We start from the raw sequence: 18501 nt of genomic DNA on the forward strand, positions 1-18501 counted from the left end.
GCCGGATGGGACAACTCTGCGTTTTGTCATGGCAGCCCCTCCCCTCCGTCATTCCCGGGTGCCCGCAGGGCCTGCGGCCCGCGGATAGAGCGCGACGTCTGCACACAAGATGCCTCCCCAGATCCGGCATGTCATCGATCGGCTAGCGTCACTTTGCTTTGCCAGCGAAAGCAACGAGAATGCGAAGCCTGCCGCCGGGAGAGAGCCATGAAATCGCCGATCTGCGACATGCTGGGGATCGAATTCCCGCTGCTCGCCTTCAGCCATTGTCGCGACGTCGTTGCCGCCGTCAGCCGCGCCGGCGGCTTCGGCGTGCTGGGCGCGACCGTGCATACGCCGGACACGCTCGAGCGTGAGCTGACGTGGATCGATGATCACGTCGACGGCAAGCCTTACGGCATCGACGTGCTCATCCCGGAAAACATCTCGACAGCCGGCGAGAAGGACGTCACCTGGAAGAGCCTGGAAGCGCGCGTGCCGCAGGAGCACCGCAACTACACGCGCGATCTCCTGAAGAAGTACGACATCGAGCTGACCACCACCGAGGTCGCGGACAACCAGCCGCAGCCGTTCGACGGCAAGACCGCGCTTCAGCTGCTCGAGGTCTCCTTCAATCATCCGATCCGCCTGATCGCCAATGCGCTGGGCGTGCCGCCGAAGGCGATGATCGAGATGGGCAAGAAGCACGGGGTGCCGGTTGCAGCGCTGGTCGGCGCCAAGGAGCACGCGCTGCGCCAGGTCGCCGCCGGCGTCGACATCCTCGTGGTGCAGGGCACCGAGGCCGGCGGCCATTGCGGCGAGGTTTCGACCATGGTGCTGGTGCCGGAGGTGATCAAGGCGATCAAGCCGATCCGCGACGTGCCGGTGCTGGCGGCCGGCGGCATCATGACGGGGCAGCAGATGGCGGCCTGCATGGCGATGGGCGCGGCCGGCGCCTGGACCGGCTCGGTGTGGCTGGCCACGGTCGAGTCCGAGACAAGCGAGATCTTTCGCGAGAAGATGATCGCGGCATCCTCGCGCGATGCGGTGCGTTCGAAGGGCCGCACCGGCAAGCCGGCCCGGCAGCTCCGCTCAGTCTGGACCGACGCCTGGGACCGCGCGCCGGATAGCCCGGGCGCGCTTCCGATGCCGTTGCAAAGCATCATTAGCCGCGACGCCTTCCATTCGATCGACCGAGCCGCCGCAAGCGGCAACGCCAAGGCGCGCGATCTCGTCAGCTATTTCGTCGGCCAGGGCGTCGGCCTGATCGACAGCGTGAAATCGGCGGGTGCGGTGGTACAGGAGTTCAAGCAGGATTTCGCCGAAGCCGTCGAGCACATGAATGCGCTGGTGGCGGAGTGACGATCCCACTTGTCATTGCGAGCGCAGCGAAGCAATCCAGACTGCCTCCGCGGAAAGATCCTGGATTGCTTCGCTGCGCTCGCAATGACGAACAACTGACATCGTGAACTGAAGCAAGAAGAAATGACCAATATCCCCGAAGACCGCATCCCCGTCATCGTCGGCATCGGCGAGATCGTCGATCGCCCGAAGGAGATCGCCGAGGGTCTCGAACCGCTCGACCTGCTCGAACAGGCGCTGCGGCGGGCTGAACAAGACGCCGGCGCAAAGCTGCTCGGCGAGGTGCAATCGCTCGACGTCGTCAATTTCCTGAGCTGGCGCTATCGCGATCCGGAGCAGCTTTTGGCTCAGCGCCTCGGCATCTCGCCCGCGCATTGCTATTACGGCCCAGTCGGCGGCGAGAGCCCGATCCGCTACATCCACGAGGCGGCCAAGCGCATCGCGCGCGGCGAGTGCAGCGTGGCGGCGGTGTGCGGCGCGGAAGCGCAATCGAGCGCGACCAAGGCGGAGCGCGCCGGCGTCAAGCTGCCGTGGACGCCGTTCGCCCATGACGTCGAGGAACCCAAGCGCGGCGCGGCGTTCCAGAAGCCCTTAGCAGTGAAGCTCGGCGTATTTCGGCCTGTGACCGTCTATCCGTTCTATGAGGCGGCCTCCTCGGCGCATTGGGGGCAGACGCCGCGCGAAGCTATGGCGGAATCAGGCACGCTGTGGTCGCGCTATTCGGAAGCCGCCGCGGAGAATCCATACGCCTGGCTGAAGCGGCGTTATGCGCCGGAGGAGATCACGACGCCGACCGCAGACAACCGGCTGATCGCCTGGCCCTACAACAAGCTGATGGTGGCCAATCCGAGCGTCAACATGGGCGGTGCGCTGCTGCTCACCAGTCTCGCCAAGGCACGCGCGGCCGGGATCGCCGAAGACAAACTGGTCTACCCGCTCGGCGGTGCCTCGGCGGAAGAGCCGCGCGACTATCTGATGCGCGACCAGTTTTACGAGAGCCACCCGCAGAATGCCGTGCTCAAGAGCGTGATGGACCTCGCCGGCGGCGACCGCAAGACCTTCGACGCGATCGAGCTCTACAGCTGCTTCCCCTGCGTGCCCAAGATGGCGCGGCGGACGCTGGGCTTGGGCCCCGACGTGCAGCCGACCGTGACCGGCGGCCTCACCTTCTTCGGCGCGCCGCTCAACACCTATATGACGCACGCGGCCTGCGCGATGGTGCGACGACTGCGCGACGGCGCCAAGCTCGGCCTGCTCTATGGCCAGGGCGGCTTCGTCACCAAGCACCACGCGCTGGTGGTGTCGAAGACGGCGCCGCGCGAGGCGCTGGTGCAGGAAACGAGCGTGCAGGCCGAGGCGGACCGCAACAAGCGCGCGGTGCCGGAGTTCGTCACGGAGACCACGGGCAAGGGCAAGGTCGAGAGCTTCACCGTGCTTTACGGCCGCGGCGGCAATATCGAGCATGGCGTCGTGATGCTGCGGACAGAGGACGATCGCCGCACGCTGGCGCGGGTCCCGGCGAGCGACGGCGCGACGCTGGCGCATCTGCTCGCCATGGATCGCACCCCGGTCGGCTCGCTCGGCGAAATCGCTATGGCAGAAGATAACGTGCCCGAGTGGCGGGTGGCGTGATCTCGTAGGGTGGGCAAAGCGAAGCGTGCCCACGGCCTTCGTGTGATCCGGAAAGAATGGTGGGCACGGCGCAAGAGCGCCTTTGCCCACCCTACGAGATCTCAGCCCTTCGGCGCCTGTTTTTCCGACGCGGTCGAGAGTCAGGCGGCGCGAACCGAGTTCAGGAACTTGCCGACCTCGAGCTTGAGGCGGTTGGAATCGCGGGACAGCATCTGGGCCGCCGACAGCACCTGCGTGGACGCTGATCCCGTCTCCGAGGCGCCGCGCTGCACGTCGCCGACGTTGGACGAGACCTGCTGGGTGCCCAGGGCGGCCTGCTGCACGTTGCGGGCGATCTCCTGGGTCGCTGCGCCCTGCTGCTGCACGGCCGTCGCGATGGCCGAAGCGATCTCCGACAGACGCGCGATGGTGCCGCTGATCTCCCCGATGGCGCTGACCGAATCCTGCGTCGCCGCCTGGATGCCGCCGACCTGCTGGCCGATCTCGCCGGTGGCCTTGGCCGTCTGCTCGGCGAGCGCCTTGACCTCGGAGGCCACCACCGCGAAGCCGCGGCCGGCTTCGCCAGCCCGCGCCGCCTCGATGGTAGCGTTGAGTGCCAGCAGGTTGGTCTGGCCGGCAATCGCATTGATGAGCTCGACGACATCGCCGATCCGCGCCGCAGCCCGCGACAGCTCGCTGACACGCTCGGTGGTGGCATGCGCCTGGCTGACCGCCTCGCTCGCGATCCGGGAGGAATCCTGCACCTGCCGCCCGATCTCGCGCACCGAGGACGACATCTCCTCGGCAGCCGAAGCCACCGAATGGACATTGCTGGAGGCGGCCTCCGAGCCGGACGCAACTACCGTGGCCAGCTCCTGCGCCCGGCCCGCGGTCGAGGACAGGGTCGAGGCCGATGCCTCAAGCTCGGTCGCGGCGGCCGATACGGTCTCGACGATTTCCCCGATCGCCGCCTCGAAACCGTCGGCAAGCTTGGTCATGTCGGCCTTGCGCTGCGCCTCGGCGCGGCGCTGCACCGCCTGCACCTCGTCGCGGCTGAAACGGACGATGGTCTGCACGGTCTGAAGGTTGCGCAGCGCCTCGCCGATCTCGTCGTCGCGCTCGATCACGATGCGATTGTCAAGCTTGTCCTGCACGAGGTTGACCAGCGTGTCGTTGAGCTGCCGCATCGGTCCCTGAATAGCACGCATGGTCGCAAGGCCTGCGAAGCCGACGATAGCCGCACCGGCGACAGCCAGCAGCGACAGGATCAGGCTGGTCGAACCGCCGGTGGCGACCGCGCCACCGATGCCGAGCGCGAGCATGAACAGCGACTGCAGCACCATCATCGTGATCAGGCGCGCCTTCAGCGTCCCGGTAAAGATGCTGAAGTGGTCGAGCCAGGAGCGGCGGCGGATGATGCCGGCGTCGATGCGATAGCCATGCGGCTTCTTCTCGCGGATGGCGGCATAGACCTCTTCGGCGAGCTTGCGCTGGTCGGCCGGCAGCTTGGTGCGGATCGACGTATAGCCCTTGATCTCGCCGTTCTCGCGGATCGGAGAAGCCGTCGCCAGCACCCAATAGAAGTCGCCGTTCTTGCGTCGGTTCTTGACTGCGCCGAGCCAGGGCTTGCCGGCCTTCAGCGTGTCCCAGAGATTGTCGAATGCCTCCGGCGGCATGTCGGGGTGGCGGACGATGTTGTGCGGCTGGCCCATCAGTTCCGCCGACGTGAATCCGGCGGCAGCGAGGAAGTCCTCGTTGAAGTAGGCGAGCTTGCCCTTCAGGTCGGTCCGCGAAACGATCAACGTCTCATCACTGACCGGATATTCAACGGTGGTGACGGGAAGATTTTTGCGCATCAGAGCCCCCAAACAATGCGGTATGCGTTCATTCCAAGACAGGACGGCCGCTGCTCGAGGCGCCTTCCGCCGATTCTCGTGAATCGAATTTAACTATCCATGAAACGGGCGCCCCGTATGTTTACGGTCGGCTCCCCATGATCCTACCGCCAGACGACATCACGCTACGCAGAAAAAAAAGAGCGGCGCTTTTGGCGCCGCTCCCGGTTTGATCTATCCTTCGGCCGCGCCTTACGCGGCGCGGACGTTGGTCAGGAACTTGCTGACCTCGCTCTTCAGCCGGCTCGAATCGTTCGACAACATCTGCGCCGCCGACAGCACCTGCGAGGAGGCCGTGCCGGTCTCGGTTGCGCCGCGCTGCACGTCGGTGATGTTGGACGACACCTGCTGGGTGCCATGCGCCGCCTGCTGAACGTTGCGGGCGATCTCCTGCGTCGCGGCGCCCTGCTCTTCCACCGCAGCGGCGATGGCCGACGAGATCTCCGACAGGCGCTCGATGGTCGAGGAGATCTCCTTGATGGCGCCGACGGAATCGTTGGTCGCCGCCTGGATACCGGAGATCTGCTGGCCGATCTCGCCGGTCGCCTTCGCGGTCTGCTCGGCGAGCGCCTTCACCTCGGAGGCGACGACGGCAAAACCGCGGCCGGCTTCGCCGGCGCGCGCCGCCTCGATGGTCGCGTTGAGCGCCAGGAGATTGGTCTGGCCGGCGATGGTGTTGATCAGCTCGACGACGTCGCCGATGCGCGCGGCCGCCTTGGACAATTCGCTGACGCGCTCGGTGGTGGCACGGGCCTGACCGACTGCATCGCCCGCCATCCGCGCCGATTCCTGCACCTGGCGGCTGATCTCGCCGACCGACGAGGCCATCTCCTCGGTCGCCGAGGCCACCGACTGCACGTTGGTGGAGGCTTCCTCCGAAGCGCCGGCCACCGTGGTCGCGAGCTTCTGGGACCGCTCGGCCGTACCTGTGAGGGTGGTGGCCGATGCTTCCAGCTGGGTCGATGCCGACGACACTGTTCCGATGATCTGGCCGACGGCGCTCTCGAAGTCGTCGGCGAGCCTGACCATGTCGCGTTTGCGCTGCTCGGCATTGCGACGCTCGGTTTCAGCCTGTTCCGCCTTCAGCCGCTCGACCTCGATGGCATTGGTCTTGAACACCTGGACCGCCTGAGCCATCTCACCGATCTCGTCCTTGCGTTCGATACCCGATACGATCACCGAGGTGTCCCCATTCGCGAGAACACCCATCTCGGTCGTGATGCGCTGGATCGGGCGGGTGACCGCGAAGGCGACGCCGAAGGCGCCCACGAGCGAGAGCAGCAGGGTGACGAGGCCTCCGATCAGCATGGCCATGGTGGCGCTGGACGAGGCGGCGTCGGAGGCAGCCGCCCGCACTGACAACAGCGACCGCTCTTCCCTGTCCATTTCCTGGACGACGGCGCGGAGGCCATCCATCGACTTCTTGCCGGCTCCGGAAGCCTCGAGCTCACGCGCCTTCGCCTGGGTTGCCGGATCCTTCATCAGCGCGATTTCGCGCTGCGCGACGTTGGTTGCCCAGTCGTTGGCAAGCGCCTTGACCTGCTCGAGTCGCTTCTGCTGCGTGGCGTTGTCCGAGGTCAGGCTGCCGACTTTGGCCGCCGCAGTCTGAAATTGTTTCAGCCCGGCTTCGTAAGGAGCGAGAAAGCCGGCATCGCCAGACACGAGATAGCCGCGAACGCCGGTTTCCTGATTGACCATCGCACCGACAAGCTCGGAAAGCTGCTCCAGCACCTGATAGGTATGCACTGTCATCTTCGCCGTGGAATTCATTACGCTCAGCGAGTTGTAGATGGCTGCGGTGCTGCCGGCGACGACGAGACAGATCGCCGCGAATACGGCGGAAACCTTAATGGAAATACGAAGGTTGTTGATCCAAGACATTAAATCCTCCCCAATGCTGACGGTCGGGAGTTGCTGGTCCGGACCGGCTCCGATCGTGCTACGACTTCCGCCACGATCTTACCGTCGCTCAGGATTGTTAGGTTTAACGACGCTACGCAGTAGTACGGAGCTTTCGCTGAAGAGTACGTCGCAATTCTACGGGCATATCGACAGCGCAACGCGCGCAGGAAAAACTATGAGCGGCGCCGATGGCGCCGCCCTTGCTTGTGGAACCCACGTCTGTCTACGCGGCGCGGACGTTGGTCAGGAACTTGCTGACCTCGTTCTTCAGCCGGCCCGAATCATTCGACAGCATCTGCGCCGCGGACAGCACCTGCGAGGAGGCCGTGCCGGTCTCGGTCGCGCCGCGCTGCACGTCCGTGATGTTGGACGACACCTGCTGGGTGCCATGCGCCGCCTGCTGAACGTTGCGGGCGATCTCCTGCGTCGCGGCGCCCTGCTCTTCCACCGCAGCGGCGATGGCCGACGAGATCTCCGACAGGCGCTCGATGGTCGAGGAGATCTCCTTGATGGCGCCGACGGAATCGTTGGTCGCCGCCTGGATACCGGAGATCTGCTGGCCGATCTCGCCGGTCGCCTTCGCGGTCTGCTCGGCGAGCGCCTTCACCTCGGAGGCGACGACGGCAAAACCGCGGCCGGCTTCGCCGGCGCGCGCCGCCTCGATGGTCGCGTTGAGCGCCAGGAGATTGGTCTGGCCGGCGATGGTGTTGATCAGCTCGACGACGTCGCCGATGCGCGCGGCCGCCTTGGACAATTCGCTGACGCGCTCGGTGGTGGCACGGGCCTGACCGACTGCATCGCCCGCCATCCGCGCCGATTCCTGCACCTGGCGGCTGATCTCGCCGACCGACGAGGCCATCTCCTCGGTCGCCGAGGCCACCGACTGCACGTTGGTGGAGGCTTCCTCCGAAGCGCCGGCCACCGTGGTCGCCAGCCGCTGCGAGCGGTCGGCGGTCGCGGTCAAGGTCGAGGCGGAGGCCTCTAACTGGGTCGAGGCCGATGACACGGTCTGGACGATCTCGCCGATCATCGTTTCGAATTCGCGGGTGATGTCGTCGACGCGGCGGCCGCGCTCGATCTTGGCTTCGGCGTCGGCCGCGGCGGCTTCGTCGGCGGCCTTCTTGGCGATCAACGCCTCCTTGAAGATCTGGAGCACGTCGGCCATGGCGCCGATCTCGGTCTTCTCGCCGCGATGCGGGACTTCGGCGGAGAGGTCGCCTCGGCCCAGGGCCTGCATCGGCAGGGTGATCGAGTTGATGCCGCTAGAGACGTCGCGGACGAGATAGAAGCTGACGGCGATGCCGATGACGATAGCAGCGCCGAGAATGGCCGAGACCAGCATGAAGGCGTAGGCGTAACTGTCGGCGGCGTCCTGGGCGGCCTGTTCTCCGCCTTTGGTGTTGAGCTCGATGTCCTTGGTCAGGACCTCGTCTGCCTGAAGACCGAGCTTGTTGACGGTCTTCGTATTCAGCTCCCGGGCCTCGTGTGGGATCTTGCCGGCTTCCTTGCGCGAGAGCGCCATCACCTCTTCGGTGCCCCTCTTGTAATCGTCCCAGAGCTTTGCCCATTGGGTGTAGAGCGCCCTCTCCTCCGGCGAGGTGATCATCGGCTCGTAGCGGCTGCGGTATTTGGCAAGCGCCTCGAGCACCGTCACGGCCGTCTTTTCGTTGGCGAGCTTCTCGTCCAGCGTGTCGGAAAGCATGTGCTGGCGGACCACGTTGCGATAGGTGATGACGCTCGCCCGAAGCTCGCCCAGCACCCGCACGCTGGGCATCCAATTCATCGTGATGTCGACCGTGTTGGCGTTCATCGACCGCATTTTCATGATGGCGAGCAGGCCCATGCCGGCCATCGCGACGAGCAGGAATGCCACGACACTGATGATCTTGGCGCGGATGGAAATATTGGCGAACATAATCGGATCTCGTTGTGCTGGCGCGGATGCGCGTCGAAGCTCTAAGAATCAACCAAAGAGGAGCTGCGGCGACATCTGAGCGCAGAGCACCTGCGCAAATGTTAACTGCGGCTCCGTACGAGTACCGAAGCCGAAAGAAATGAACGATGGACTAAGGAGGCTCTGCGCTCAGCGCATGAGCCTAAGCGCGTCGGAGAAGAAGTCCGGACCGCCAAAGTTTCCAGATTTCAAAGCGAGCAACATCTCGCCGGAGCTTGCACCGACCGCGCGCAGCACCGGGACTCCCGCCGCGATTTCTACTCCTACGAGAAATCCAGGAATTTTCAACCGATCGACCACGGCGCCGGATGTCTCGCCACCGGCGACGATCAAGCGACGGACGCCGGCCTGCACCAGACCCTCGGCGATGCCGGCCATGGCCTGCTCGATGGCGTGGCCTGCGGCATCGCGGCCATGGCGTGCCTGCACGGCCGCAACGGCGTCCGGCGTCGCGCTCGAAGCGATCAGCACCGGACCTTCCGCAAGCCGCGGCCTCGCCCAGTCCAGCGCACGCTGCGCTTCAGCGGCGCCCGCGACGATCCGCTCCGGATCGAGATGAAGCACCGGCATGATGCGTTCGGCGCTGGCGATCTGCTGAAGCGTCGCCTGCGAGCAGCTGCCGGCAAGGCATGCCGCCAGGCCGCCGACGGCCGCGCCGGTTTCGCTGCTCGGTGCCGGCTTCACCTTGCCCGTCGACACCAGCGCGCGCGCAAGCCCGAGGCCCATGCCGGACGCGCCGACCGACAGAAGATGTTCAGCGGCGACGAGACCGATGGTCTCGAGGTCGCGGTCGAACACGGCGTCGATGATCGCAGCACCGATGCCCCTGGCGGCGAGCTCGGCCAGCCGTGCCCGCACGGCCTCCGCGCCGCGCGCGACGGTGGCGAGATCGACGAGGCCGATCTGCGTGCTGCTCTGGCGCGCCAGCACGCGCACCAAGTTGGAATCATGCATCGGGTTGAGCGGATGGTCCTTTAGCGGGCTCTCGCTGAGCGGCACGGCGCCGACGAACAGATTGCCCTGATAGACGGTGCGCCCGGTCTCCGGAAAGGCAGGCGTCACCAGCACGGCTCCCTCGCCGCAATCGGCGCGCAGCGCATCCATGACCGGACCGATATTGCCGGCGTCGGTGGAATCGAAGGTCGAGCAGATCTTGAACAGCACGTGGCCCACGCCGCGGCCGCGCAGCCATGTTTCAGCGGCGCGCGAGCGCGACACCGCGAGGCCGGCTTCGATCGAGCGGCTCTTCAGTGACACCACGACGGCATCGACCTCGGGCAGCGCGAGATCGTCGGCGGGCACGCCGATGGTCTGCACGGTGCGCAGGCCCGCGCGCGTCAGCGTGTTGGCGAGATCGGAGGCGCCGGTGTAGTCGTCGGCGATGCAGCCCAACGCAAGTGTCACGACTTCACTCCCGCATAAGGCTTGAACCAGGCAAGCCCATCGGTGGTCTTGCCGCGGGGATTGTATTCGCAGCCGACGAAGCCGGCATAGCCGAGCCGGTCGAGCTCATCGAACAGGAAGGGATAGTTCAGCTCCTCGCCATCGGGCTCGTTGCGCGAGGGAATGCTGGCGATCTGGATGTGGCCGATGATCGGCATCATCTCGCGCAGCCGCATGGTGACGTCGCCATGGATGATCTGGCAGTGATAGATGTCGAACTGGAGCTTCAGGTTCGCAAGCCTCAGCTCCTGGATCAGATCCCGCGCAAAGCCGAAATCGTTGAGGAAGTAGCCGGGCACGTTGCGGGCGTTGATCGGCTCGATCACGACATCGATGCCGTGAGGCGCGAAGAACTCGGCGGCCCAGGCCACCGATTTGTAGAAGGCCTCGATCGCGACGCGCTCGCCGCGATTGGCGATGCCGGCCATCAGGTGCAGGCGCTTGACGCCCGTCGCCTTGGCATAAGGCAGCGCCGTCTCCAGGCTCGCCTTGAGATCGGAAAAGCGCGATGGCAGCGCCGCAAAGCCCTTCTCGCCGGCGTTCCAGTCGCCCGGCGGCAGGTTGAACAGCGCCTGGGTCAGGCCGTTGCGCTTGAGCCGTTCGCCGACGGCCTCGGCGGCATGCTCGTACGGAAACAGGAATTCCACCGCGGTGAAGCCCGCTTGCGCGGCGGCATCGAAGCGGTCGAGGAATGGCACCTCGGTGAACATCATCGAGAGATTGGCGGCGAAACGGGGCATTGGAGATCCTCTGTTACTTGTCGCCGGGCAGCTTGACGCCGGTGACCTGCGCATACATGCGCGCGACCGATGCGTCGTCGTCGCGGCCCATGCCGGCGGCCGATGTCATCAGGAACATCTGGAGCGCGGCGGCGGAGACCGGCACCGGGAATCGGGCCGTGCGCGCCATGTCCTGGATGATGCCGAGGTCCTTGACGAAGATCTCCACCGCGCTTCGCGGCGTGTAGTCGCCGTCGAGCACATGCGGCATGCGGTTCTCGAACATCCAGGAATTACCGGCCGAGGCCGTGATCACCTCGTAGACCTTGCGGATGTCGAGGCCCTGCTTGGCTGCGAACGCCATGGCTTCGCTGGCGGCGGCGATGTGAACGCCGGCGAGCAGCTGATTGATCATCTTGAACGCAGCGCCCTGCCCGGCGGCATCGCCGAGCTCGTAGAGCTTTGCAGCCATGGCATCGAGCGCCGGCCGCGCCTTGGCAAAGGCGGCCGAGCTGCCGGAGGCAAGAATCGTCAATTCGCCTTGCGCGGCGCGCTGCGCCCCGCCGGAGATCGGCGCATCCAGATAGTACCGGCCGGTCGCCTCCAGCTGCTTGGCAAGACGGCGCGCCACGTCGGGATCCATCGTCGCCGAGGAGACGAACACGCTGTCCTTCGGCATGGTCTCGGCGGCGCCATCCTTGCCGAACAGGATGGTTTCGGTCTGCGCGGCATTGACCACCACGCTGACGACGATGTCTGCGTCCTTGGCCGCTTCGGCCGGCGTCTTGGCCCCCGCGCCGCCGTCCTTCACGAAGCGCGCGACGGCATCCGCCGAGACGTCGCAGCCGGTCACGGCATGGCCGGCGCGCTTGAGCGAGGTCGCCATGCCAAATCCCATCGAGCCGAGCCCGACGACGGCAATACGCTGATTTTGTGAGGTGGAGGCGGACATATGCAACTGACCCTTGCGAGCGTTTCCCGGATGGCCGCCCTTTGCGGCAGCTTGGCAACCGAATAACACGGCTTGGCCGCGCTGCCAAAGCGTGAGACAAGCAGGCATGACGGCCATGAGCAATGAGACATTGCTGCGCGAGGACATCTGCCGCTTCGGACGATCCCTGTTCGAGCGCGGGCTGACGCCGGGCTCCTCCGGCAATATCAGCGTCAAGCTGGACGATGGCGGCTGGCTGGTGACGCCGACCAACGCCTCGCTCGGCTTCCTCGATCCCGCAAGACTATCACGGCTGGACCAGCAGGGCCGGCTGGTTTCGGGCGATGCCCCGACCAAGGAAGTTCCGCTGCACAATGCGCTCTACGACACGCGCGGCGGCGCGCGGGCCATCGTGCATCTGCACTCCACGCATTCGGTGGCGCTGTCGATGCTGCCCGAGATCGATCCGCGCGCCGCGCTGCCGCCGATGACGGCCTATTATTTGATGAAATGCGGCGCCACCGCGCTCGTGCCCTATTACCGCCCTGGCGATCCCGCGGTCGCAGATGCGATCAAGGGGCTGGCTGGGAAATATTCATCCGTGCTGCTCGCCAATCACGGCCCGGTCGTCGCCAGCAACACGCTGGAAGCTGCGGTGTTCGCGACGGAGGAGCTGGAGGAGACGGCCAAGTTGTACCTGCTGCTGCGCGGGATGAACCCGCGGTACCTATCGCCGGAGCAGGTGACAGATCTGGTGAAGGTGTTCGGGGTGACACTGCCGGAGCATGGGCACGAGCATGTAGCGATGCAGGCAACGAGCCCGACGGACGCAGAGGTTGAAGCAGCGGCCCGGGTCCTTGATCGGGCCGGGCGTCACTATCGTTGGTGGCCAGAGACAAGCCCGGCATATGACGAGATCGGCAAGGCAGACCCGATTGCCAAAAGCGAATTTGATGGAATCGTCGAGCAAATGTTGAAGGCCGCTTCCGCGGCGAAGAAAGCGTAGCCCGCATGAGCGAAGCGACATGCGTGACCACCTGCCCCGGATATCGCTGCGCTCATCCGGGCTACGGTAGCACGCTCGGAGCTACAGCCCCAGATACGCCTTCCGCACATCCGGATTGCCTTTGATCTCCGCCGCCGAGCCCTGCATCAGCACGCGGCCGGTCTGCAGGATGTAGGCGCGGTCAGCGATTTCGAGACACTCGGCCATGCGCTGCTCGACGATTAGGACGGTCATGCCGGAGTCACGGATGAGCTTCACGGCCTGAAAGATCTCGTCGACCAGCTTCGGCATGATGCCCTGCGACGGCTCATCCAGCATCAACAGCCGCGGGCGGGTCATAAGCGCTCGGCCGATCGCGAGCATCTGCTGCTCGCCGCCGGAGAGCGTCTCGGCGCGCTGCTCCAGGCGCTCCTGAAGGCGCGGAAACAGCTTGAAGACGAGATCGAGCGGCTCTTCGCGGTTCGCTTCGCCCCTGTAGAGATAGCTGCCGAGGCGAAGGTTGTCGCGCACCGACAGACGCGGAAATAGGCGGCGGTTTTCCGGCACATAGGCGATGCCGGTGGCCGTGATGTGATGCTGCGCCATGCCGTCGAGGCGCTTGCCGTCGAACGTCACCGTGCCGGAACGCGGACGCTCGGCGCCGGCGATGGATTTCAGCAGCGTCGACTTGCCTGCGCCGTTGGCGCCGGCGACGCAGACGATCTCGCCCTTCTGGACCTCGATCGAGACCGCGGAGATCGCGACCAGGCCCTGATAGGCGGTGGTGACTTCACGCACCGACAGCATGACGATCTCCCAGATATGCCTTGATCACCTTGGGATCGCGCACGACGTCGGCGGGCTTGCCCTCGACCAGCACCTTGCCGAGGTCGAGCACGATGGCGCGATCGACCAGCGGCATCACGATCTCCATGACATGCTCAACCATCAGCACGGTGATGCCGGCATCGCGCACCTTGCGCACCAGCGCCACGCCGGTCTGCGCTTCGGTCGGCGTGAGACCGGTGAGGACTTCGTCGAGCAGCAGCAGTTTCGGCTCGGTCGCGAGCGCACGGGCGACTTCGAGCCGGCGCTTCTCGGCCGGCACGAGGTCGCTCGCGAGCACGTCGGCGCGCGCGGCAAGGCCGGTGAACTCCAGCACTTCATGCGCCTTGCGGCGCGCCTCGCGCATCACGGTGGTACGCACGAGGGCACCGACGATGACGTTGTCTATGACCGTCATGGTCTCGAAGCTCTTCACGACCTGAAAGGTGCGGCCGATGCCCCGCCGGCAGCGCATCGCCGCCGGCATGCGGGTGACGTCCTCGCCGTCGAACCAAATCGAGCCTTGCGTCGGCGGCAGCACGCCGGCGATCAGATTGAACAGCGTCGACTTGCCGGCGCCGTTCGGGCCGATCAGGCCGACGATCTCGCCGCGGCCGACCGAGATCGAGACGTCGCTGTTGGCGACGAGGCCGCCGAAGCGCTGCCAGACGCCGCGGGTTTCGAGCAGCGCGCTCATCGGGCAGCTCCCGTCTTCTTCGGGCGTGAAAACAGGCTCAGCAGGCCGCGCGGCAGGGCCAGCGAGATCAGAACGATCAGCGTGCCGTAGACAATGAGGTCGACACCCCGCCCCGAGCCGCCGAACTTGAAGCGCGTCAGCTCAGTCAGCGGGATCAGGATGGCCGCCCCTAACACCGGCCCCCACAGGGTGCCGATGCCGCCGAGCACGGCCGGTAGCGCCATCAGCAGCGAGAACTGAAAGCCCATGACGCTTTCCGGATCGATGTAGGAGACGAACTGGGCGTAGAAGCTGCCGCCCACGGCGACAAGGAAGGCGGAGACCGCGGCCGCACCCATCTTGGAATTGAACACGTCGACACCGAGGCTCTCGGCCGCCTCCGGGTTGTCCTTGACGGCGCGCCACCAAAATCCCCACTTGGAGTTTTCCAGCCACCATGTCACGAACCAGGCGAGGCAGCACAGCGCCAGCGCGAAATAGAAGTAGGGCAGCTTGGTGCGCAGAAACTGGAATTTCAGCCAGCTGTCGCCGCGGATCGGAATGGTGATACCCATCGCAGCGCCTGCCCATTCCCAGTTGTGGAACAGAAGCAAGCCGATTTCGGCGATGACGATGGTGGCGATCACGAAGTAATGGCCGCGGAGGCGGAAGAAGGGATAGCCGAGCCCCATCGCGATCAGCGCCGACACCACCCCGCCCGCCAGCATGCCGAACCAGGGCAGCACGCCGAACTTCGTGAACAGCAGCTCGGTGGTATAGGCCCCGAGGCCGAAATACAGCGCGTGGCCGAGCGAGATCTGCCCGCAATAGCCGGACAGGATATTCCAGCTCTGCGACAATCCCGCATACATCAGTGTCAGGATCAGGATGTTCTGGACGACGACGTCCTTCACGAACAACGGCGTCAGCGCGGCAATGGTAGCGAGCGCTGCGGCGATGATGAGGTCGCGGCGGCGCCGCGCTGCAAAATCCTTGTCCATCACATCGATCCGAACAGGCCGCGCGGCCGGATGAAGACGACCAGCAGATAGACCGAGTAAATGCCGACCGATTTCAGCGACGGCGGCAGCACCAGCGCGGTGACCGCTTCGACGAGACCGACGATGATGCCACCGGCGAAGGCGCCGAACACGCTGCCGAAGCCGCCGAGCGCCACCGTGACATAGGCGATCAGCGCAAAGGACGCGCCGACGTCGGGATAGATGTAGAAGAACACCGCCATGATCGCGCCGGCGAGACCAACCAGCGCGGCGCCGAGCCCCCAGCCGAATGCAAACACGCGGTTCTTGTCGATGCCGACAAGCGCGACTGCACCGGGATCCTCGCGGGTCGCTTCGATCGCGCGGCCGAAATCGGTTCGGTGGATGAAGAAGTAGAGACCTGCAAAAGCGGCGATCGAGACCAGCGCGCCGACCAGTTGCGGCTCCGGCAGAAAGATTCCGCCGACCGAGATGGTTTTGCCGCCGAGCCAGGATTGTGGGATGCTGCGATAGTCCGGCGTGAAGAAATACTGCGCAAGGCCGCGCATGACGATGGCGAGGCCGAAGGTGGTGAAGATCTGCACCATGCCGGCGTTGGCCTTGGCCCGCATGGCGAAACGTACAAGGAGCAGGTAGACGACCGCTCCGAATATGAAGAGTGCCGCGGCGACCAACGGGGCCGACAACAGCGGATCGATGGCGAAGAACGCGAACAGGAAGAAAGACAGATACATCGCGATCATCAGGAATTCGCCATGGGCGAAGTTCGTGACGTCCATCAGGCCGAAGATCAGCGCGAGGCCGACCGCGATCAATCCGTAGAGCAGGCCCATCAGGAGGCCGCTCGCGAGACTCTGGATAATGGCTTGGGCTGTCAACTCTGGTCCCCCGTTCGAAACGTCACGACAGGCTTCGTCATTGCGAGCGAAGCGAAGCAATCCAGGAATGTTTCGAAGGAAGCAGTCTGGATTGCTTCGTCGCTTCGCTCCTCGCAATGACGGTGTGGGAGCAGCTTGCTTCCCACCCCGCCTGCTCCGCTGCCCCCGCAGCGCTTACTTCATCGGCCAGATCGCCTCGGCGATCGCGGCCTGCGGCGGGAAGATGGTGACGAACTTGCCGCCGACATATTGCAGTAGCACCGGATCGGCGTCGTTGTTCTGGCCCATCTCGTCGAACTTGACGCGCTTCCAGGGCATGATGGTCTTCTCGCCCGGGATGTCGGTCGCGGCCAGCGCGTCGCGGATCTTCTCGCCGTCGGTCGACTTGGCGCGGCTGATGGCGTCGGCGAGGATGATCAGGCCCATGAACTGCCGCGAGGTGAGGTCGTTGAAATCCTTGCCGGACCTGGCCTTGAACATCTCGTTGATCTTGCCGACCATCGGCCGCTTCTGCGCGAGGTCGAGCGAGAAGGTGCCGCGCGAGATCACGCCTTCGAGCTTGTCGCCGACGGCATCGTAGAGCGCCTTCTCGGAGAAGCCGGCGTCCTGCGCCACGATCGCATTCGGCTTGTAGCCGAGCTCGGCCATGGTCTTGACCAGGAGGATGCCGTCGGTGGTGTAGCTCGACGGCATCAGCACGTCGGCATTGGCGGTCTTGAGCTGCTGCACCTCGGCAGAGAGCGAGGGCGAGTTGGCGCGATACTTGATGTCGGTGACGATCTTATAGGCGCGCTCGCCGGCGATCTTGGTCTGGGCATTGCCGGAATCGGTGCCGAAGATGGTGTCCTCGTGGAACAGCGACAGCGTCTCGATCTTGGTGCCCTTCTTCTTCATGGCGTCGAAGAAGTCGAACATCGCAGCCGAGTACATCTCGTCGTGCGGCGAGGCGCGGAAGTAATATTTCAGGCCGCGGCGGTGCAGGCTCGGCGAGGAATTGTCGGCGGACAGGAACGGGACCTGATAGCGCTCGCAGATCTGGCTGACGGTGACGGCCACCGCGCTCTGGTAAGTGCCGATGACGGCGCAGACCTTCTCCTGCGTGATCAGGCGCTCGGCCTCGGCGCGGCCCTTCTGCGGATCGGCCTGATGGTCGGCGAACACGAGACGGATCTTGGCACCGCCGAGGCCCGGCAGGCCTTCGCCCTTTGCCAGCGGCAGGTCGAAATCGCTATCCTTGTTGATGACTTCGAGCGCGGTCTCATAGGCCTTCTGCGCGTCGACGCCCTGCTGCGCGCTGCCGCCGGAGAAGGGATAGATCACGCCGATCACGACTTCCGAGCTCTGTGCGCGCGCTGCCAGCGGCACTAGGGCGGCAGTGGCGGTGGCCCCCAACAACACGTCGCGGCGAGTGATCGTCATGGCAAAGTCCCCTGTTACTGAATTTCGGCTGATCGAATGAAGCGATTGGTGGATGCGGTAAAGCCCGAAGAAGCAGCAGACGCTGCCCACTAAATCACGGCCATGTTTCTGTTCTTGAGATCGGTCACCAGCATCAGGCCGGGCGAATGCGTGATCGCGAACGGCAGTTTCGCGGCGTTGATGACCGATTGCGGCGTCACCCCGCAGGCCCAGAACACCGGGATCTCGTTGTCGGCGACCGGCACCGGATCGCCGTAGTCGGGCTTGGCGATATCCTTGATGCCGATCAGATGCGGATGGCCGAGATGCACGGGCGCGCCGTGCACGGCCGGATAGCGCGAGGTGATCTGCACCGCGCGGATCGCATCGGCCGGTTTGAACGGACGCATCGACACCACCATGGGACCGGCGAACGGACCTGATACACCGCAGGCGATGTTGGTGCGGTACATCGGCACGCGCACGTTCTTCTCGATGTGGCGGATCGGCATGCCCTCCTCGAGCAACGCCTCCTCGAACGAGAACGAGCAGCCGAGCACGAAGGTGACGAGATCGTCGCGCCAGTAGCTCTTCACGTCGGTGGGCTCGTCCACGACCTCGCCGTCGCGCCAGACGCGGTAGCGCGGAACGTCGGTGCGGATGTCGAGATCGGCGCCGAGCGAGGGGATGTAAGGGCTGCCGACATCGGACATGCCGATGATCGGGCACGGCTTGGGATTGAGCTGGCAGAAGCGGTGGAACGCACCGGCATATTCCGCCGGCAGGATCGCCAGATTGCCCTGGACATATCCGGGGGCGGCGCCGGCGGTGGATGCGACCAGCCCCTCGCGGTAGGCGAGCCGGGCCTTGCGGCTCGGGAGGGCGTCTGGTGTTTCAGTTTGCTGCGCTGCCACCAAAACAGTCATGTGATCGACCTGCCTA

14 protein-coding genes and 1 pseudogene are annotated in these 18501 nt (G+C 65.2%); 3 read left to right on the plus strand and 12 right to left on the minus strand.

The features are described 5' to 3' along the window. Window positions 1–207: 207 nt before the first annotated feature. Together I6F20_RS18735 and I6F20_RS18740 are read left to right on the plus strand one after the other, a co-directional pair. Window positions 208–1341 carry a nitronate monooxygenase gene (locus tag I6F20_RS18735; protein WP_225127329.1) on the plus strand — a complete coding sequence of 378 codons (1134 nt, stop codon included), beginning with the start codon at window positions 208–210 and terminating at the stop codon, window positions 1339–1341. Window positions 1342–1464: 123 nt separating this feature from the next. Further along, a complete protein-coding gene (locus I6F20_RS18740; protein WP_036044696.1) occupies window positions 1465–2973 on the plus strand; it encodes an acetyl-CoA acetyltransferase in 1509 nt (502 codons plus the stop codon). A gap of 140 nt (window positions 2974–3113) precedes the next feature. On the opposite strand, the gene I6F20_RS18745 is transcribed toward I6F20_RS18740, so the two are convergent. The 6 genes from I6F20_RS18745 to ltnD form a co-directional block, all read right to left on the minus strand. Beyond that, a complete protein-coding gene (locus I6F20_RS18745) occupies window positions 3114–4808 on the minus strand; it encodes a methyl-accepting chemotaxis protein (protein WP_225127330.1) in 1695 nt (564 codons plus the stop codon). 231 nt (window positions 4809–5039) lie between these two features. After that, complete coding sequence (locus tag I6F20_RS18750) at window positions 5040–6728, minus strand: methyl-accepting chemotaxis protein (protein WP_225114883.1); 1689 nt, start codon at window positions 6726–6728, stop codon at window positions 5040–5042. A gap of 244 nt (window positions 6729–6972) precedes the next feature. Next, window positions 6973–8664, minus strand: a complete 1692-nt coding sequence (locus tag I6F20_RS18755) for a methyl-accepting chemotaxis protein (RefSeq protein ID WP_074447503.1) — start codon at window positions 8662–8664, stop codon at window positions 6973–6975. A 168-nt stretch (window positions 8665–8832) separates the two neighbouring features. Next, window positions 8833–10107, minus strand: coding sequence for a 3-oxo-tetronate kinase (otnK, locus tag I6F20_RS18760; protein WP_225127331.1), 1275 nt, complete (start codon window positions 10105–10107; stop codon window positions 8833–8835). Beyond that, complete coding sequence (gene otnI / locus I6F20_RS18765; RefSeq protein ID WP_128263420.1) at window positions 10104–10886, minus strand: 2-oxo-tetronate isomerase; 783 nt, start codon at window positions 10884–10886, stop codon at window positions 10104–10106. The genes otnK and otnI overlap by 4 nt, the downstream gene beginning before the upstream one ends. 13 nt (window positions 10887–10899) lie before the next feature. Continuing rightward, entirely contained in the window at window positions 10900–11817 is a 918-nt protein-coding gene (gene ltnD / locus I6F20_RS18770) for an L-threonate dehydrogenase (protein WP_225127332.1), read from the minus strand. A gap of 106 nt (window positions 11818–11923) precedes the next feature. Here ltnD and otnC point away from each other — a divergent pair. Then, window positions 11924–12595 (plus strand): annotated as a pseudogene (gene otnC, locus I6F20_RS18775) (3-oxo-tetronate 4-phosphate decarboxylase); the annotation flags it as partial. Between the two features lie 288 nt (window positions 12596–12883). Here the strand turns inward: otnC and I6F20_RS18780 are convergent. The 6 genes from I6F20_RS18780 to I6F20_RS18805 form a co-directional block, all read right to left on the minus strand. Further along, window positions 12884–13588: an ABC transporter ATP-binding protein gene (locus I6F20_RS18780; RefSeq protein WP_036025699.1), complete on the minus strand. Its 705-nt coding sequence runs from the start codon at window positions 13586–13588 to the stop codon at window positions 12884–12886. Continuing rightward, complete coding sequence (locus I6F20_RS18785) at window positions 13572–14303, minus strand: ABC transporter ATP-binding protein (RefSeq protein WP_036025702.1); 732 nt, start codon at window positions 14301–14303, stop codon at window positions 13572–13574. Before I6F20_RS18785 ends, I6F20_RS18780 begins: the two co-directional genes overlap by 17 nt. Next, window positions 14300–15283 (minus strand): branched-chain amino acid ABC transporter permease, encoded by a 984-nt coding sequence (locus I6F20_RS18790; RefSeq protein WP_036004933.1) that lies wholly within the window; start codon window positions 15281–15283, stop codon window positions 14300–14302. The genes I6F20_RS18785 and I6F20_RS18790 overlap by 4 nt, the downstream gene beginning before the upstream one ends. Then, window positions 15283–16161, minus strand: a complete 879-nt coding sequence (locus I6F20_RS18795; RefSeq protein WP_036004931.1) for a branched-chain amino acid ABC transporter permease — start codon at window positions 16159–16161, stop codon at window positions 15283–15285. Before I6F20_RS18795 ends, I6F20_RS18790 begins: the two co-directional genes overlap by 1 nt. Window positions 16162–16335: 174 nt before the next feature. Next, entirely contained in the window at window positions 16336–17580 is a 1245-nt protein-coding gene (locus I6F20_RS18800) for an ABC transporter substrate-binding protein (RefSeq protein ID WP_036043192.1), read from the minus strand. A gap of 89 nt (window positions 17581–17669) precedes the next feature. Further along, window positions 17670–18485 (minus strand): putative hydro-lyase, encoded by an 816-nt coding sequence (locus I6F20_RS18805; protein ID WP_225127334.1) that lies wholly within the window; start codon window positions 18483–18485, stop codon window positions 17670–17672. Window positions 18486–18501 lie beyond the last annotated feature (16 nt).

Source organism: Bradyrhizobium sp. IC3123, assembly GCF_020193625.1.
In the GTDB taxonomy this organism is placed as follows: Bacteria; Pseudomonadota; Alphaproteobacteria; order Rhizobiales; family Xanthobacteraceae; genus Bradyrhizobium; species Bradyrhizobium yuanmingense.

Bases quoted from the DNA above. Each gene is read 5' to 3' on its own strand.
- I6F20_RS18735 (WP_225127329.1), top strand. From the start codon at position 208: ATGAAATCGCCGATCTGCGACATGCTGGGGATCGAATTCCCGCTGCTC.
- I6F20_RS18740 (WP_036044696.1), top strand. From the start codon at position 1,465: ATGACCAATATCCCCGAAGACCGCATCCCCGTCATCGTCGGCATCGGC.
- I6F20_RS18745 (WP_225127330.1), bottom strand. From the start codon at position 4,808: ATGCGCAAAAATCTTCCCGTCACCACCGTTGAATATCCGGTCAGTGAT.
- I6F20_RS18750 (WP_225114883.1), bottom strand. From the start codon at position 6,728: ATGTCTTGGATCAACAACCTTCGTATTTCCATTAAGGTTTCCGCCGTA.
- I6F20_RS18755 (WP_074447503.1), bottom strand. From the start codon at position 8,664: ATGTTCGCCAATATTTCCATCCGCGCCAAGATCATCAGTGTCGTGGCA.
- otnI (WP_128263420.1), bottom strand. From the start codon at position 10,886: ATGCCCCGTTTCGCCGCCAATCTCTCGATGATGTTCACCGAGGTGCCA.
- ltnD (WP_225127332.1), bottom strand. From the start codon at position 11,817: ATGTCCGCCTCCACCTCACAAAATCAGCGTATTGCCGTCGTCGGGCTC.
- I6F20_RS18780 (WP_036025699.1), bottom strand. From the start codon at position 13,588: ATGCTGTCGGTGCGTGAAGTCACCACCGCCTATCAGGGCCTGGTCGCG.
- I6F20_RS18785 (WP_036025702.1), bottom strand. From the start codon at position 14,303: ATGAGCGCGCTGCTCGAAACCCGCGGCGTCTGGCAGCGCTTCGGCGGC.
- I6F20_RS18790 (WP_036004933.1), bottom strand. From the start codon at position 15,283: ATGGACAAGGATTTTGCAGCGCGGCGCCGCCGCGACCTCATCATCGCC.
- I6F20_RS18800 (WP_036043192.1), bottom strand. From the start codon at position 17,580: ATGACGATCACTCGCCGCGACGTGTTGTTGGGGGCCACCGCCACTGCC.
- I6F20_RS18805 (WP_225127334.1), bottom strand. From the start codon at position 18,485: ATGACTGTTTTGGTGGCAGCGCAGCAAACTGAAACACCAGACGCCCTC.